14 protein-coding genes are annotated in these 15,771 nt (G+C 66.6%); 9 read left to right on the top strand and 5 right to left on the bottom strand.

Features of this window, described 5'->3' with window-relative positions:
* From DY926_RS10175 to DY926_RS10190, 4 genes are all read left to right on the top strand, one after another.
* Positions 1-1,371 (top strand): UDP-N-acetylglucosamine 4,6-dehydratase family protein (locus DY926_RS10175; RefSeq protein ID WP_148707756.1); only part of this gene is annotated, 1,371 nt, incomplete at its 5' end.
* The gene (locus DY926_RS10180) at positions 1,368-2,519 is read left to right on the top strand and encodes a DegT/DnrJ/EryC1/StrS family aminotransferase (RefSeq protein WP_116703264.1); all 1,152 of its coding nucleotides are present in this window, start codon (positions 1,368-1,370) and stop codon (positions 2,517-2,519) included. The genes DY926_RS10175 and DY926_RS10180, both read left to right, overlap by 4 nt.
* Positions 2,520-3,011, top strand: coding sequence for a hypothetical protein (locus tag DY926_RS10185; protein WP_116703265.1), 492 nt, complete (start codon positions 2,520-2,522; stop codon positions 3,009-3,011). It abuts the gene before it with no gap.
* On the top strand, positions 3,008-3,592 hold the full coding sequence (locus DY926_RS10190) for an HAD family hydrolase (RefSeq protein WP_116703266.1): 585 nt from the start codon (positions 3,008-3,010) through the stop codon (positions 3,590-3,592). Before DY926_RS10185 ends, DY926_RS10190 begins: the two co-directional genes overlap by 4 nt.
* Before the next feature lie 14 nt (positions 3,593-3,606).
* On the opposite strand, the gene DY926_RS10195 is transcribed toward DY926_RS10190, so the two are convergent.
* The gene (locus DY926_RS10195) at positions 3,607-5,052 is read right to left on the bottom strand and encodes an MFS transporter (protein ID WP_116703267.1); all 1,446 of its coding nucleotides are present in this window, start codon (positions 5,050-5,052) and stop codon (positions 3,607-3,609) included.
* Positions 5,053-5,147: 95 nt separating this feature from the next.
* Here DY926_RS10195 and soxR point away from each other — a divergent pair, with 95 nt between their 5' ends.
* Positions 5,148-5,612, top strand: coding sequence for a redox-sensitive transcriptional activator SoxR (soxR, locus tag DY926_RS10200; protein WP_186336138.1), 465 nt, complete (start codon positions 5,148-5,150; stop codon positions 5,610-5,612).
* Here soxR and DY926_RS10205 read toward each other — a convergent pair.
* Entirely contained in the window at positions 5,609-6,727 is a 1,119-nt protein-coding gene (locus DY926_RS10205; protein ID WP_116703268.1) for an AI-2E family transporter, read from the bottom strand. The genes soxR and DY926_RS10205 overlap by 4 nt on opposite strands.
* Before the next feature lie 217 nt (positions 6,728-6,944).
* Between DY926_RS10205 and DY926_RS10210 the strand changes: the two genes are divergently transcribed.
* On the top strand, positions 6,945-8,144 hold the full coding sequence (locus tag DY926_RS10210) for an MFS transporter (RefSeq protein WP_241503158.1): 1,200 nt from the start codon (positions 6,945-6,947) through the stop codon (positions 8,142-8,144).
* Positions 8,145-8,156: 12 nt separating this feature from the next.
* Here the strand turns inward: DY926_RS10210 and DY926_RS10215 are convergent, their stop codons facing one another.
* A complete protein-coding gene (locus tag DY926_RS10215; protein WP_116703269.1) occupies positions 8,157-10,043 on the bottom strand; it encodes an ABC-F family ATP-binding cassette domain-containing protein in 1,887 nt (628 codons plus the stop codon).
* Between the two features lie 161 nt (positions 10,044-10,204).
* Between DY926_RS10215 and ndk the strand changes: the two genes are divergently transcribed.
* Positions 10,205-10,627 carry a nucleoside-diphosphate kinase gene (gene ndk / locus DY926_RS10220; protein ID WP_116703270.1) on the top strand — a complete coding sequence of 141 codons (423 nt, stop codon included), beginning with the start codon at positions 10,205-10,207 and terminating at the stop codon, positions 10,625-10,627.
* Between the two features lie 129 nt (positions 10,628-10,756).
* Here the strand turns inward: ndk and purN are convergent, their stop codons facing one another.
* Both purN and purM read right to left on the bottom strand, forming a co-directional pair.
* The gene (gene purN / locus DY926_RS10225; protein WP_116703271.1) at positions 10,757-11,377 is read right to left on the bottom strand and encodes a phosphoribosylglycinamide formyltransferase; all 621 of its coding nucleotides are present in this window, start codon (positions 11,375-11,377) and stop codon (positions 10,757-10,759) included.
* Between the two features lie 11 nt (positions 11,378-11,388).
* Entirely contained in the window at positions 11,389-12,489 is a 1,101-nt protein-coding gene (gene purM / locus DY926_RS10230) for a phosphoribosylformylglycinamidine cyclo-ligase (RefSeq protein WP_116703272.1), read from the bottom strand.
* A 134-nt stretch (positions 12,490-12,623) separates the two neighbouring features.
* On the opposite strand from purM, the gene DY926_RS10235 reads away from it, so the two are divergent.
* Both DY926_RS10235 and DY926_RS10240 read left to right on the top strand, forming a co-directional pair.
* Positions 12,624-13,382, top strand: coding sequence for a P-loop NTPase family protein (locus tag DY926_RS10235; RefSeq protein ID WP_116703273.1), 759 nt, complete (start codon positions 12,624-12,626; stop codon positions 13,380-13,382).
* Between the two features lie 174 nt (positions 13,383-13,556).
* The gene (locus tag DY926_RS10240; protein ID WP_408886051.1) at positions 13,557-15,731 is read left to right on the top strand and encodes an RNA degradosome polyphosphate kinase; all 2,175 of its coding nucleotides are present in this window, start codon (positions 13,557-13,559) and stop codon (positions 15,729-15,731) included.
* Positions 15,732-15,771 lie beyond the last annotated feature (40 nt).

The raw sequence follows: 15,771 nt of genomic DNA on the forward strand, positions 1-15,771 counted from the left end.
GTGGGGGACCTTGCAGGTATCCTGTCCGGCATGGGGGGCGGTGAAGACAGGCTGCTGGTGGTGGCCGACCCGGATTTTCGCGGCGCGCGGCTGGCTTCCGTGCTGCATGCGGCGCAGGAAAGCGGCACGCAGGTCCGCTGCATGCCCGACCTGTCCGCCATGGCCGGGCGGGCCTCGACACCCCTGCCACCGGTAAGCCTGACCGACCTGCTCAATCGCCCCGCCATGATACAGGACGGCCATGGCGTGGCGGAAATGCTGCGCGGCAGGCGGGTGCTGGTTACCGGGGCCGGTGGCTCGATCGGGAGTGAACTGGCCCGGCAGATCGCGGGCCATGCCCCGGCGGAGATGGTGCTGCTGGACAGCGGGGAGTTCCCGCTATGGCAGGTGGACCTCAACCTTGGGGAACAGACAGGGCAGGGCAGGCGGCATCTGGTGCTGGCCGATATACGCGATGCCGGGCGCATGGAGCAGGTTTTTGCCCATTTCCGCCCCGAACTGGTCTTTCACGCCGCCGCCCTGAAACATGTGCCGATGGTTGAGGATAATCCCTGCGAGGGGCTGCTGACCAACGCCATTGGCACCCGCATCGTGGCCGAAAGCGCAGCGCGCTATGGCGCGCGGGCGATGGTGCTGATCTCGACGGACAAGGCGGTCAACCCCGCCAGCATCATGGGCGCTTCCAAGCGGGTGGCGGAAATATACTGCCAGGCGCTGGACGCGCAGGCCCATGGGGCGGGGGATGAGACCGCCATGCGGTGCGTGAGCGTGCGGTTTGGCAACGTGATGGGCTCGACCGGCTCGGTCATTCCCCTGTTCCGCCACCAGCTTGAACGCGGCGGGCCGCTGACTGTTACCGATTCGCGCATGCAGCGTTATTTCATGACCGTGTCCGAGGCGGTGGGTCTGGTCCTGCAGGCCAGCGCCTGTGGCACCGGGGCGAGGGCGGACAGGCTGGCTCCCCTGCTGCGCAGTGGCGGGATATTCGTGCTGGATATGGGAACGCCGGTGCGTATCCTCGACCTGGCGCGCCAGATGATCATTCTGGCGGGACTGCGGCCCGGGCGGGATGTGGAGATACGCTTCACCGGCCCGCGCCCGGGCGAAAAGCTGGAGGAAGACCTGTTCTACCGGCAGGAAGCCCTGCAGCCCACCGGCTGTCCCGGTTTGCGGATGGCAATACCGCGTACGGTGGACCTTGCGCAGGTGAGCAATATCATGGATGCACTGGGTGTGGCATGCCGTAATGGTGATAGCGTGCTGGCGCTTGACCTGGTGCGCAGGCTCGTGCCCGAGTTCGTGCATAACCCGCATGGCAGGGTGACAGCGGCCCCGGGCGGGCCGCCCGATGTGGAAAGGAATGCATCATGAACGCTCCGCTGGAAGCTCCCATAGGCTTTCTGAACCTGCCCCAGCAGCAGAGCCTGATCGGCCCGCAGATCAGGCAGCGTGTCGATGCGGTCATGAAGCACTGCCGCTTTGTCATGGGCCCGGAAGTCATGGAGCTTGAGGGGCGGCTGGCCAGCTACAGCGGGGCGGCGGAATGCGTGGGTGTCTCGTCCGGCACGGATGCGATCCAGATCGTGCTCATGGCGGAGGGAATCGGCGCGGGTGACGCGGTGTTCCTGCCCGCCTTCACCTATACCGCTACGGCGGAGGTGCCGCTGGTGCTGGGTGCGACCCCGGTTTTTGTGGATGTGGACCCCGGCACCTTCCAGATCGACCCCGCCAGCCTGCGCCAGCGCATTGCCGATGTGCGCCGCGCGGGCCGCCTGCGCCCGCGCGCGGTGATCGGGGTGGACCTGTTCGGTCAGCCCGCACCGTGGCCGGAACTGCGCGCGATCGCGCAGGAGGAGGACCTGTTCCTCATGGCCGACTGTGCGCAGGCATTCGGCGCCAGCCTGTCGGGCCGCAGGCTGGGGCGTGAGGCGGTGGCCACCACACTGTCATTCTTTCCCTCCAAGCCGCTTGGCGCGTATGGCGATGCGGGCGGCATCCTGACCGATGACCCGGCGCGGGCGGAACTGTACCGCTCGCTGCGCACGCATGGCGAAGGCAAGACCCGTTACGAGGTCCTGCGCACCGGCATGAACGCGCGCCTTGATACGATCCAGGCCGCCATCCTGCTGGCCAAGCTGGACCTGTTCGACATGGAGCTTGACCGCAGGCGGGCCATTGCCGCCGCCTATGATGGTGGCGTGGTGGGCCGCGTCCGCCCGCCCGTGCGCGTGCCGGACAGCCAGCCGTCATGGGCCATCTATTCCGTCCTGACCGGGGGGGCCGCGGAACGCACGGCCATCCAGCAGTCCATGCAGGCGCGTGGCATCGCGTCCGCCATCTATTACCCGCGCCCGCTGCACCAGCAGCCCGCCTATATGGCGGCGCATGATGGTGTGTCCCTGCCCGTGGCGGAGGACCTGTCCCAGCGTATTCTGGCGCTGCCGCTGCACCCGGAACTGACGGATCATGATGTTGGCCGGATTATCGCGGCCGTGTGTGCCCAAGGAGATCAAACCTAAATGAAACGCGAGACAGCCCTGCTGATCGGGTTCCTGTTCATCACGGTCGGTACGGCAACGGGGCTGTGGTTCATGGCCATGCCCAATTTCCGGCCCCTGAGCTTTCCCACCGTGGAATCCGGCACCATTGCCGTCGGCCCCATGCGAAAGGAACGCAGCCTGACCGCAGCCCAGATCCATACCCTTAATGACTGGCTGCAGGCCCATACCGCAGGGTGGGGGCCGCTGGGCCAGACGCCGCCTTCCAGCGGGGATGCGGTGCTGGAACTGCAGGTGCATGCCGATGGCGCGCAGCATGATGCTGCCACACCGGGCGAACCCTACCGCATTACGCTGTGGACCGGCATCAGCGCGGCGGACTGGAACAATACCGTGTTTGTGGAATCGAAGCCCGGCGCGGTCATCCGCTTCCATCATTTCAAGGACAAGGATTTCAGCACGCTGCGTGAACTGGTCAACGAATACGACTATCCCCGGTCCGCCTTTCCATGAGCCTTGTGTCGGAAGGCACGGCGGGGCTGATCTTTGACTGTGACGGCACGCTGGTCGATAGCCTGCCCCTGTACCGCGAGGGCTGGATCACCGCCCTTGAGGACGAGATCCGCCAGAGCGTGCCGCTGGAGTGGTTCCACGGCCATGGCGGTATTTCGGAACAGATGGTGCTGGACATTGTCGAGCAGCGTCTGGGCCGCAGCGTGTCGCGTGACCTGATCATTGCCCGTGCGCGTGAAATGATGCTCCGCCAGCTTCATGTGCTGGAGGAGATTACGGTCGTGGCGGATATCGCGCGCCAGTACCATGGCCGGTTGCCCATGGCTGTCGCCTCCAACGGGTCACGCCAGATCGTGTCGGCCTGCCTGCGGCATCTGGGGCTTGAGCGGCTGTTTGACGCCATCATCACCATAGATGACGTGGAAAATCCCAAGCCCGCGCCCGATATGTTCCTGCTGGCGGCGGGCAGGCTGGAAGTCGATCCCGCATCATGCCTTGTGTTCGAGGACAGTCGGGAGGGCATGCAGGCCGCGACCCGTGCGGGCATGCGGCATGTCGATGTCAACACGCTGCTGCCCTGAATCACTTCACGCGGTCAGTCATTGCCAAGCGTGCGGTGCAGCGCCACCACCCGTCGGCTGACCAGGATGCACAGGGCGGGAATGACCGCAAACAGCGCGAATACCCAGAAGGCGGCATGCTCCGCTCCGCCAACGCCCCCCGGCTGCGCAAGTCCTGCGGCATTGGCGATCGTTCCCGCCACGGCGGACGCGACGGCGGTGGTGTAAAGCTGCACGGTGGTGAGCGAGGCCGAGGCCAGCCCCTGCTCGGCAGGCGGTGTCAGGCGCAGGATACCGCCCAGCAGGTGCGGCCATGCCATGCCAACCCCGGTGCCCACGGCGGCGAACGCCACGCCGATCGGGATGATGTCCATCAGTGACCCATCAGCAGGGCGCGGCATCCACCATGCCAGGAAAAGGATCGCCCCCAGCCCCAGGACCGGCGCCATGGCCAGCGCGCGCCGTGCCTTATGTGGCGTGGCCCCGGCACTGGTAAAGGACCCCGTTGACCACTCGGCTGCCATCAGGGCGGACAGGTAACCGGCCACTACCGGGCGCTGGTGGTGCAGGACCTGAAGGAAGAGGGGGGCGAAAATTTCAATCACCTCCACACTCAGCGCCAGCCCGCCCAGCAGGCAGTAGAACGGCAGCAGCGTGGAGCGCAGGCCCAGCGTCCCACGCGGCAGTAGCCGGGTGTCCCGGTTATGCTCACAATGGGCGAACCACGCGAACAGGCCCAGCGCAATGGCCAGCCCCACCAGATTCTGCTGGAAATGAAGTGCTGCGCTGGTCACGGACAGCACGAGCACCGACACCACCAGCGCCATGAGCTGCCGCCACGCCACGGCAGATGCCGGCATGCCGGATCGGGCCGGGATGGCGGGCAGGACCCGCACCGCGAACAGGGCAAAAACCAGCGAACCCGCGCACAGTATCCAGAAGGCCATGCGCCATGCCCCCATCTCGGCAAACACGCCGCCCATGGCCGGGCCGATCAGGGTGGCGATCCCCCACATGGAGGAGAGCATACCCATGGCGCGGGTCCATAACGGCTCGGCAAAGACCAGCCGGATCACCGTATAGGCCAGTGAAACCAGCATGCCCGCCCCAAGCCCCTGAAAGCTCCGGCCCCACAGCATGGCCCCCATGGTGGGGGCAACGGCGCACAGCAATGCCCCCAGCGCGAACACGCCCGACGCCATGGCGTAGGCCCGCCGTGGCCCCATCGCGCCAAGGACGTGGATGGACACGGATGACCCGATGATGGAGGCGACGATGAAAAGCGTTTCGTTCCACGCATAGTACCGCAGGCCGCCAATATCATTCACGGCGGAGGGCAGCAGGGTCAGGATCATGTACAGGTTGATGGCATGCAGCGCGACACCCGCGGCCAGAACGCAAGACTTCGCCCCGTTCGGGCCGGAAAACAGGAGCCGCCATGTCGGGGTGGATGCGCTGTTCGTGTCTGGTGTAGCGTTCATCGAATGACCTCGGGGTGCCGCGACCGGACGCTGGTCGTGGGGCCTGCCCTGGCATGCCGATGTTGTTGATAGAACCCCAAGCATGGTTGAGGTCAATGGCCCAGAAAACGAAATCTGCCGCCCTGCCGCGCGAACTGACCGTAGGTGATGTCGCCCGGCGTGCGGGGGTGCGTGTCTCGACCCTGCATTATTACGAATCCAAGGGGCTTATCACCTCCGGGCGCAACGGGGGCAACCAGCGCCGCTACCCTCGCGCGGTGCTGCGGCGTGTTGCGGTCATCCGCATTGCCCAGCGCGCCGGGCTGTCACTTTCCGAAATCAGGCAGGCCCTTGAATCCCTGCCCGATGGCCGCCAGCCCAACCGGCGCGACTGGCGGCGGCTGTCATCGGCGTGGCGGCAGTCCCTTCAGGACCGGATCGAAAACCTCGTCAAACTGCGTGACCAGCTCGAATCCTGCATGGGGTGCGGCTGTGTCTGCTTTCGGGACTGCCCGCTGCATGCCCCCGATGACGCACTGCCCGCTCCCGGGCGACTGGCGGGGGAACATGGGCCAGGTTAGACGCGTTCGTCATCCTTCAGCTTGGGCATGGCGCGGTCCGCCGTGGCCAGCAGGGCGGCGGTGAGGGGGGAGGCAAGGATAAGCCCCGGCACGCCAAGGATGGTGCCAAAGATCGTCTGTGACAGGATGGTCAGCCCCGGCGGCATCTGCACCGCGTGGCGCTGGATCAGGGGGGCCATGACATTGCCCTCGAAAAACTGGATGGCGGTGTAGAGGCCCATCACCATGAACCCCTCCCGCGTGCCCTGGGAGAGGGCGATCAGCACGGCGGGCACCGCCCCCACGAACGCGCCGATATAAGGGATGAAATTCGCCAGCCCCGCCACGACGCCCAGTGCGAGCGCCAGCGGCACGCCAATGCACCACAGCCCGATGAAGGACAGCAGCCCCACCACGGTCATGTCCAGCGCCTGTCCCGCAGTCCATGCCCACAGGGTGCGCCCTGCCGTCAGCAGCAGGTCGCGCGCTGTCCTGCGGTATTCATGCGGGACGATCCGCAGCATGCCGTTGACGTAGAGTTCGGGCGATATGGCAAAATAGAGCCCCGCGATCAGGATCACCGCCAGCGTGCCCGCCGCGCCGAAGGCGGAGGAGACGAAACCCGTCATCGACCCCGCAAGCGAGCCGAACCCGCCCCCGCCGGATGAGGGCTGGTTCCCGCCAAGGGTGGAAGGCAGGTTATCAAGGATCATGCGCCCGGTGGAGGAATGGCCCATGCTTTCCCGCAGGCTGTGGGCCTGCGTGGTCAGCGCCGTGCGCAGTTTCACGGCCTGTTCCGATATTTCGGGGCCGCTGCTCCAGATCAGGCCGGTCAGCGCGGCGATCAGCACGGTGACCACCGCCGTCAGCGCCAGCCAGTAGGGCATGCGTGTGCGCCGCTCCACGATCCCGGCCAGGTTGTGCAGGATGACGGCCACAAGGGTGGAGGCGAAGATGACCATCAGGACATCCCCCACCACCCAGATCAGCATGACCACCACGGTAATGATTACCGTCAGCCGCAGCAGGGCGTAGATGCGCGCAAGCTGGGTGGCGCGGGGGTCGGTATCGGGCGGTGTGTCCTGTCGGTGTGCTGCGCGGGGGGCAGGGGATGCCGGTGGGGGTGTGGCTGTCATCGAAATGTCCGTCTGGTATGCGGCGGGGCGGGCTGGGTGGAACGTGAACACCACAGGGGGTGAAGACCCGATAACGTATCGGAAGGCGGGCAGGCTGGACCGGAGCGGATTTCCATAAGGTTAATGCCGGGCCCGGCCCATTGCGCGCAACCGGACCGATACGGCATTGATTACCTGAGGCGTAAGCCATTCTCATCTGTCGGGAAAGGGCAGAGATGTGACCAACCCCAACATTTTTCCCGCCAGCCGGGGCCGCGCCAGTACGGCCGAGCTGGCGCTGGCGGTCAGTACGTTTGCCATCGGCACCGGGGAGTTCACGCTCATGGGCGTGCTGCCCGATCTTGCGCGGGCACTCGGGGTCAGCGTGCCGCAGGCGGGTCATGTCATCAGCGCCTATGCGCTGGGGGTTGTGGTGGGCGCGCCGCTTATCGCCACCATTGGCGCGCGCATGGACCGGCGCAGGCTGCTGCTGGTGCTCATGGCGGTGTTTGTAGCGGGGAATCTGGCATCCGCCCTTTCACCGGGATACGGCGCGCTGTTCTGCATGCGCTTCGTGACGGGGCTGCCACATGGGGCATTTTATGGTGTCGCGGCACTGGTCATGGCGGCCATGGCCGACCCGGTGCGCCGGGGCCGGGCGGTGGGCAGCGTGTTCGTGGGGCTGACCGTGGCCCATGTGGTGGGGGTGCCACTGACCACATGGGGCGGGCAGGTGCTGGGGTGGCGCGCGATGTACGGGGTGATCGCACTCATGGGCCTGCTTGGTCTTGTCCTGATTGCGCGTAACGTGCCCGACATGGCGGCAGGCCCCGCCAGTTCGCCGCTGCGCGAACTGGGCGTGCTCAGGCGCCCGCAGGTATGGTTCACGCTTGCCACCGGGGCCATCGGATTTGGCGGCATGTTCTGCGTGGGCACCTACATGACCGAGGTGCTGCTTACGGTCACCCATGCGCCCGGTCCCGTGGTGCCGCTGGCCCAGTCGCTGTGGGGCATGGGCATGGTGGCGGGCAATATCGCGGGCAGCAGGCTGGTTGATGTCAGCCCCGCGCGGGCGATTGTCGTGACACTGGCGGGCAGCACGCTCATGTCCTGCCTGTTCGCGCTGTGCGCGGGCGCAATGGTTCCGGTGCTGCTGGTCATAAGCCTTATGGGTGGTGTCATCGCGCTGCTGCCCGCCCTGCAGACACGGCTTATGGATGTCACGCCGGATGCGCAGGTGCTGGCCGCCACCCTCAACCATTCCGCCGTCAATATCGCCAATGCCTTTGGCGCGTGGCTGGGCGGGGCGGTGATCGCCGCGGGTTATGGCGCGCAGTCCGTGGGCTGGGCGGGGGCGGCCCTGTCCGGCGCGGGGCTGGTGGTGTTCAGCGTGGGCCTGCTGGCGCAGCATATGGGGGGCCGCCGCGTCCCGGCCTGATGTGGGGGCGCGTCAGTCCGCGCTGGCGGCTTCCAGTTCCGTTTCGGCTTCCAGCCAGTCTTCCTCCGCCCGGTCGTGCTCGCGTGCGATGGCGGCGAGGCGGGTGTTGAGCGCGGTGACTTCCTCCGCCTTGCCGCTTTCATACAGTTTCGGGTCGGCCAGCCTTGCCTCCAGCTTCGTGCGTTCGGCCACGAGGCGCGCCATGAGCTGTTCGGCATCGCGGATGCGCCTGCGCAGCGGGGCCACGGCCTTGCGGGCCTCGGCGCGTTCGCGGCGGTCATCGCGTTTCGGGGTGGCCGTGGGGCGGGTGGCGTCATTGGCTGTTGCGGCACGCGCGCGCTCACCCAGCCATGTGCGGTATTCCGCCATGTCCCCGTCAAAGGTGCGGACCGTGCCATCCCCCACCAGCCACAGCCGGTCCGCCACCAGTTCAACCAGGTGCGGGTCATGGCTGATCAGCAGGACCGCGCCCTCAAAAGCCGCCAGCGCGCGGATCAGCGCATCACGGGCATCAAGGTCAAGGTGGTTGGTCGGTTCATCAAGGATCAGCAGGTGCGGGGCGTCGCGCGTGGCCAGCGCCAGCAGCAGGCGGGCCTTCTCCCCGCCGGACAGGTCGCGCGTGACCGTTTCTGCCCGTTCCGCGTCCAGCCCGAAACGGGCAAGCTGTGCGCGCACGGCGGGCGGCGTGGCGTCAGGCAGGGCGCGGGCCATGTGGTCCACGGGGGATTCGTCGGGGCGCAGTTCCTCGGCCTGATGCTGGGCGAAATACCCGACCTTCAGCTTCGGGCTGTGCTGGATGGTGCCCGACTGTGGCGCGAGCCTGCCCGCCACCAGCTTGGCGAAGGTGGATTTGCCATTGCCGTTGGCGCCCAGCAGGGCGATCCGGTCTTCCATGTCGATGCGCAGCGACAGGTTGGACAGGATGGTGCGCGAGCCATACCCGGCCGAAACCCGCTCCATGGTCAGCATGGGTGGCGGCAGGGCGGAGGGTTCGGGGAAAGAGAACTGGCTGGGCGCGTCTTCCACCACGCTTTCAATCTGGGGCAGTTTTTCCAGCGCCTTCAGTCGGGCCTGCGCCTGACGGGCCTTTGTGGCCTTGGCGCGGAAACGGTCCACAAAGGACTGCATGTGCGCCCGGCGGGCATTGATGCGCTCGGTCATGCGGGCCTGCTGCAGGGCCTGCTCGGTGCGGATGCGCACGAATTCCTCATACCCGCCGGGCGTCAGGGTCAGCTTGCCCCGGTCCAGATGGGCGATGGCGTCCACCGCGCGGTCCAGCAGGCCGCGGTCATGGCTGACGATCAGCGCAGCACCCGAAAAGCGCGCCAGCCAGTTTTCCAGCCAGATGGTGGCTTCCAGGTCCAGGTGGTTGGTGGGCTCATCCAGCAAAAGCAGGTCGGGGTTGAGGAACAGTGCGGTGGCCAGCGCCACGCGCATCCGCCACCCGCCCGAAAAGTCGGAGACGGGGCGCGCCTGTGCAGCGGCGTCGAACCCCAGCCCGGACAGGATGGCGGCGGCACGCGCGGGTGCGCTGTGGGCATCTATGGCCAGCAGGCGTTCGTGGATATCGGCCACGCGGGCAGGGTCGGTGCAGGTTTCGGATTCGGCCAGCAGGGCCGTGCGCTCGACATCGCCCGCCAGCACGGTATCAAGCAGGGAGCCATACCCGGTGGGCGCTTCCTGCCGGATGCGGGCCATGCGCGCGCGGGCGGAGAGGTGGATGCTACCGCCATCGGGTGCGATATCCCCCGCGATTGCGGCCAGCAGCGTCGATTTGCCTGCTCCGTTGCGGCCGACAAGGCCGATCTTGCGGCCCGGGTCAACACTCAGGCTGGCCCCGTCAAGCAGGGTGCGGCCTGCAATGCGCAGGGTCAGATCAGATATGACAAGCAGGCTCACGGGCGGAAAACTCCGGCAATATGGGGGACATGGCTGGTTTCGTGCGGGTTGTACCTACCAGTCCGTGGCGATATGCTCTAGATGGCCCTTGTAAGGTGATGTCGGCCTGTAACCAATGCCGGGCCGACAGATTTCCGAACCTGTTTGAAAGGATCTGTCCCATGGCAGTTGAACGTACCCTCTCCATCCTGAAGCCCGACGCGACCCGCCGCAACCTGACCGGCAAGATCAATGCCGTGTTTGAAGAGCATGGCCTGCGCATCGTGGCGCAGAAGCGCATCCAGCTGACCCCGGCCACTGCCGGTGCGTTCTATGCGGTGCACAAGGAACGCCCGTTCTACAACGATCTGGTGTCCTTCATGATCTCCGGCCCGGTTGTGGTGCAGGTGCTCGAAGGCGAGAACGCCGTGGCGAAGAACCGCGACGTGATGGGTGCCACCGACCCGAAGAAGGCCGAAGCCCACACCATCCGCGCGAAGTTTGCCGAAAGCATCGAGGCGAATTCCGTCCATGGCTCCGACAGCCTGGAAAACGCGAAGAACGAAATCGCGTTCTTCTTCGCCGGCACCGAAATCCTGCCCTGATCCGGGTGGAACGGTAGCGGGGTGGGGCGTCTGTCCCACTCCCATAAAAAAAGCTGGCTTCGTGCCAGCTTTTTTTATGCCCAAAATGGCATGTGCCCCGTCATGTCAGGCCAGCGGGGCAAGGTATTTTCATACAGACAGCAGGCAGTCCGTTTCATGCGGTTCCGGCGCGGTGCGGGGGGCCAGCACGTGATGCAGGGCGGCGGGGTAGAGCCTGTGTTCCTGCCGCAATACACGCGCGGCCAGCGTATCGGGCGTATCACCCGCCAGCACGGGCACGGCGGCCTGCCCCAGTATCGGGCCTTCGTCCATGCCTTCGGTAACAAGGTGCACGGTGCAGCCATGGATGCGCACCCGGCTTTCCAGCGCACGCTCATGCGTGTGCAGCCCCGCGAAGGCAGGCAGCAGGCTGGGATGGATATTGAGCATCCGCCCCGCCCATGCCGTGGTCAGGAACGGCGTGAGCAGGCGCATGTAACCGGCAAGGCAGACATACTCCACCCCCGCCGCGCGCAGGGCGGCGTCCAGCGCGCGTTCATGGGCCTCACGGTCACGGCGGTAGGGACGGTGGTCAATGGCATGTGCTTCCAGCCCCGCCGCGCGCGCGACCTCCAGCCCCGGCGCGTCGGGGTTGTTGCTCAGCACAAGGGCGATCCGGGCCGGATAGTCGGGCCGGGCGCACGAATCGATCAGGGCGCGCATGTTGCTGCCGCGCCCGCTGATCAGGATCGCGATCGGTGTCTTTTTCATCGGGCTCAAGGTCAGTCGCGCAGGGCGGGCAGGCCATCAAAGGCCAGCGTGGCCGGGCTGTCGGGTGTTTCGGCCTGCGTGATCGTGCCGATGACAAAGGCCTGCTGACCGCGCTGCGCCAGGTGCGCAAGTGCCGCCGCGCTGTCGCGCACCACCAGCACCATGCCGATGCCGCAGTTGAACACGCGCAGCATTTCCTCGGTCGTGACATTGCCCATGCTGGCCAGCCACTGGAACACGGGCGGGATCGGCCAGCTTGCCCCGTCCACCACGGCGCGCACGCCCTTTGGCAGCACGCGCGGCAGGTTGCCCGGCAGGCCGCCGCCGGTAATGTGTGCAGCCCCCATGAGCAGCCCGGCCCGGTGCAGGTCAAGGACGGGGTGAACGTAGAGCGTGGTGGGCGTCATCAGCGTCTGGCCCAGTGTCTGGCCATCCGCGAACGGGCAGGGCGCGTCCCATGCCAGCCCGCTGCGCGTGACGATGTTGCGCACAAGCGAGAAGCCGTTGGAATGGACCCCGGCCGAAGGCAGGCCGATCAGCGTATCACCGGGCTGGATCGCGCCGGGCAGCAGCGCCGTGCGCTCCGCCGCGCCAACCGAGAATCCGGCCAGGTCATAATGGCCGGGTGCGTACATGCCCGGCATTTCCGCCGTCTCGCCCCCCACCAGCGCGCAGCCTGATTCCGCGCAGCCTTTGGCTATACCGCGCACCACCTTGGCCGCGTCCTCGATGGAAAGCTTGCCGGTGGCGAAATAGTCCAGGAAGAACAGCGGGGTGGCGCCCTGTACCACCAGGTCGTTCACGCACATGGCGACAAGGTCGATGCCCACCGTCTCGTGCAGCCCGCTTTCAATGGCGATCATGAGCTTGGTGCCCACGCCATCGGTGCAGGAAACGAGGATGGGGTCGGAAAAACCGGCGGCCTTCAGGTCAAACAGCGCGCCGAACCCGCCAAGCCCGCCCATGGTGCCGGGGCGGTCCGTTGCCTTCGCCGCGGGCTTGATGACCTCGACAAGGGCGTCACCTGCGGCAATGTCCACCCCGGCGTCACGGTAGGTGGCGCCTGGCGCGGTGGCGGAGAGAGCGGTGGGCTGGCTGGGGGTGGACGTCATGCGGCGGGCCTTTGTGTAATCAAACTATCACTTTCCCGGACTCCCGCGGGCAGGCTATGGAAACCACAGCACGGGACCGGGATCGAACGGACTTCCGGCTTTCTTTACGTCAAGGCGGGGCAACGCACAAAGCGGTGGTTGGGTGCACGAAGCTGAAAATGAATGAAAACACGGTTGCCGGCGCGATCGGGCAGCTTGTGTTGCCGTTTGCCCACACGCCCCGGTTCGCTGCCCATGACTTTGTCTTTTCACCCGCAAGTGCGGCGGCCCGTAGCTGGCTGCTCGGTCCCACGCCGTGGCCTGAACGCAGGCTGGCGCTGTGGGGGGCGGCTGGCACCGGCAAGACCCATTTGCTGGAAATGTGGGCCAGCCGGCACGATGCGCTGATGCTGCAGGGGCGTCGGCTGTCGCATGCGCATGTCGCGGCACTGTTCACCGCCGGGGCGGGGGGGAATCCCGTCATGGCGCTGGCGCTGGACGGGGCGGATGACTGTCGGGACGAGCGCGCCCTGCTGCACCTGCTCAACACCACGCGGGAGCAGGGGATTGCCCTGCTCATGGGTGGCCGGGCGGCCCCGGCGCGCTGGCCCGTGGCGCTGCCCGACCTGGCCAGCAGGCTGCGGGCGACCATGGCGGTGGCCATAGGCCAGCCGGGTGATGGCGTATTGCGCGTGCTGCTGCTGCGGCTGCTGGCCGAGCGGCAGATCGTCGTCTCACAGCCGGTGGTGGAGTGGCTGCTGCGCCGCCTGCCGCGCACCGCGCTGGCCATGCAGGAAGCCGCGCGCAGGCTGGACCATGCCGCCATGGCGGCGGGCACGCCCGTCACCCGCGCCCTTGCGGCCCGGGCGCTGGCCGACATGCTGGTGGCGGACGGCATCAGACCCGAAACCTGAACATCCATGCCCGCAAGCTCTGGCCAAGGGCGCTGCCGGTGGCCTAGAGTCGCGTAAACAAGAATACCACCCCGAACGGGAGATGATCCATTGGCCAGAACGCCACGCACCCCCTCCACCGCACCACGGGCGCCGCGCCCCCGCAGGCGCGCCGTAAGCGGGCGGCAGGTCGCGTTGCGTGAACCGGCGGAGCCATTGCCCGACGCCACATCGCCCGCGCGGTTCATCAACCGCGAACTGTCATGGCTCGATTTCAACCAGCGTGTGGTGGAGGAGGCCGACAACCCCCGCAATCCGCTGCTGGAACGGGTGCGTTTCCTGTCGATCAGCGCCAGCAACCTTGATGAATTCTATTCCGTGCGCATCGCCGGGCTGGTGGGGCAGGTGCGTGAGGGATTGGTCCGTACCTCGCCCGACGGGCTGACCCCCCAGCAGCAGCTTGCCGCCGTGCGCGAACGCACGGGGCGGCTGCTGCAGGAACAGCAGCGGATCTGGCGCGACCTCCAGCGCGAGCTGGAGGGGGCGGGCATCGTGGTGTGTGATGAGGTCTCCTTCACCCCCGAGGAACAGGCCTGGCTGGAAAACTGCTTCATGGAGCGCGTGTTCCCCGTGCTCACGCCGCTAGCCATAGACCCCGCCCACCCGCTGCCCTTCATCCCCAACATGGGCATCGCGCAGGCGCTGCGGCTCATGAATGCCGAAACCGGGCATTTCGTGATGGAGGCGCTGATCCTGCTGCCCGCGCGGATCGAACGCTTCATCCGGCTGCCCGCGGCCCTGTCGCCGCCGGGGGTGACGCGCTTCATCCTGCTTGAGCGGCTGATCGTCATGTGCATCGACCGCCTGTTCCCCGGCCTTGTGGCGGGGGAATGGGGTGTGATGCGCGTGGTGCGCGATACGGATGTGGAATTCGAGGATGAGGCCGAGGACCTGGTCCGCTCCTACGAATCGGCCCTCAAGCGGCGCAGGCGTGGCGTGGTGATCCATCTGGACATCGAATCCCGCATGCCAGAGGACCTCGCCCGCTCCATGGCGACCGACCTGGCGCCCCCGCCTGATGAGGTCTTTGTCCAGTCCGGGCTGATCGGGGTGGTCGATCTCAAGCAGCTTATCGTCGATGACCGGCCCGACCTGCTGTTTCCCGCCTATACCCCGCGCTTTCCCGAACGGATCGTTGATTGCGGCGGGGACTGCTTCGCCGCAATCCGCGCGCGTGACATGATCGTCCACCACCCGTTTGAAAGTTTTGATGTGGTGGTGCAGTTCCTGCGGCAGGCGGCCATTGACCCCGCCGTGGTGGCGATCAAGCAGACGCTGTACCGCACATCGCGCGACAGCCCCATCGTCAAGGCCCTGATCGAAGCGGCGGAGGCGGGCAAGGCCGTGACCGCCATGGTCGAACTGCGCGCCCGCTTTGATGAGGAGGCGAACATCCGCCTTGCCCGCGTGCTGGAAGCGGCCGGGGTGCAGGTGGTCTTCGGTTTTTCGGACCTGAAGACGCACGCCAAGCTCAGCCTCGTGGTGCGGCGCGAGGGGGGGAGCCTGCGCTCCTACGCCCATTTCGGCACGGGCAACTACCACCCCATCACCGCGCGAATTTACACGGACCTGTCGTTTTTCACCTGCAACCCGGAACTGGTGCGCGATTCGGCACGGCTGTTCAACTACATGACCGGCTACGCCATGCCCGCGCGGATGGAGGCGATTGCGTTCTCCCCCGTCACCATCCGCCGCACGCTTGAGGAACTGATCGCGGGCGAGATCGCGCATGCGCAGGCGGGACGGCCCGCGCAGATATGGCTCAAGATGAACTCGCTGGTTGATCCCGACCTGATCGACCGGCTTTATGCCGCGTCGTGCGCCGGGGTGCGGATTACGGCGGTGGTGCGTGGCATCTGCTGCCTGCGGCCCGGTGTTCCGGGCCTGTCGGAGCATATCAAGGTCAAGTCGATTGTCGGGCGCTTTCTGGAACATGCGCGCATCTACGCCTTTGGCGACGGGCACCGCCTTCCGTCAAAGCAGGCGAAGCTGTACATCTCCTCGGCGGACTGGATGCAGCGCAACATGGACTGGCGGGTGGAAAGCATGGTGCCCATGCTCGACCCGCAGGTGCATGCCCGTGTGCTGGAACAGATCATGATGATTGACCTCAAGGACAACCTTCAGTCATGGGTTCTACAGCGTAATGGTGTCTGGCGGCGACTGGAGCCGGGGCGGCGGCCGTTTTCGTCGCATGAATATTTCATGGAGCATCCCGGCCATCCGGGGCGCGGCACGGGGGGCGGGGATGCGCCCATCCGGGTCAGTGCCTCCCAGCCCTGGCATGCGGAACCGATCATTGAGGACTGAGGATTACGGCATGGATGCGGTCATGGCAGCGCGGACGGGC

This window comes from Komagataeibacter melaceti (assembly GCF_003403295.1).
In the GTDB taxonomy this organism is placed as follows: domain Bacteria; phylum Pseudomonadota; class Alphaproteobacteria; order Acetobacterales; family Acetobacteraceae; genus Komagataeibacter; species Komagataeibacter melaceti.

Excerpts from the sequence above, each read along its gene's own strand:
- DY926_RS10180 (WP_116703264.1), top strand. The coding sequence starts at position 1,368 with ATGAACGCTCCGCTGGAAGCTCCCATAGGCTTTCTGAACCTGCCCCAG.
- purN (WP_116703271.1), bottom strand. The coding sequence starts at position 11,377 with ATGAAAAAGACACCGATCGCGATCCTGATCAGCGGGCGCGGCAGCAAC.
- ndk (WP_116703270.1), top strand. The coding sequence starts at position 10,205 with ATGGCAGTTGAACGTACCCTCTCCATCCTGAAGCCCGACGCGACCCGC.
- soxR (WP_186336138.1), top strand. The coding sequence starts at position 5,148 with ATGGCCCAGAAAACGAAATCTGCCGCCCTGCCGCGCGAACTGACCGTA.
- DY926_RS10205 (WP_116703268.1), bottom strand. The coding sequence starts at position 6,727 with ATGACAGCCACACCCCCACCGGCATCCCCTGCCCCCCGCGCAGCACAC.
- purM (WP_116703272.1), bottom strand. The coding sequence starts at position 12,489 with ATGACGTCCACCCCCAGCCAGCCCACCGCTCTCTCCGCCACCGCGCCA.
- DY926_RS10190 (WP_116703266.1), top strand. The coding sequence starts at position 3,008 with ATGAGCCTTGTGTCGGAAGGCACGGCGGGGCTGATCTTTGACTGTGAC.
- DY926_RS10185 (WP_116703265.1), top strand. The coding sequence starts at position 2,520 with ATGAAACGCGAGACAGCCCTGCTGATCGGGTTCCTGTTCATCACGGTC.
- DY926_RS10195 (WP_116703267.1), bottom strand. The coding sequence starts at position 5,052 with ATGAACGCTACACCAGACACGAACAGCGCATCCACCCCGACATGGCGG.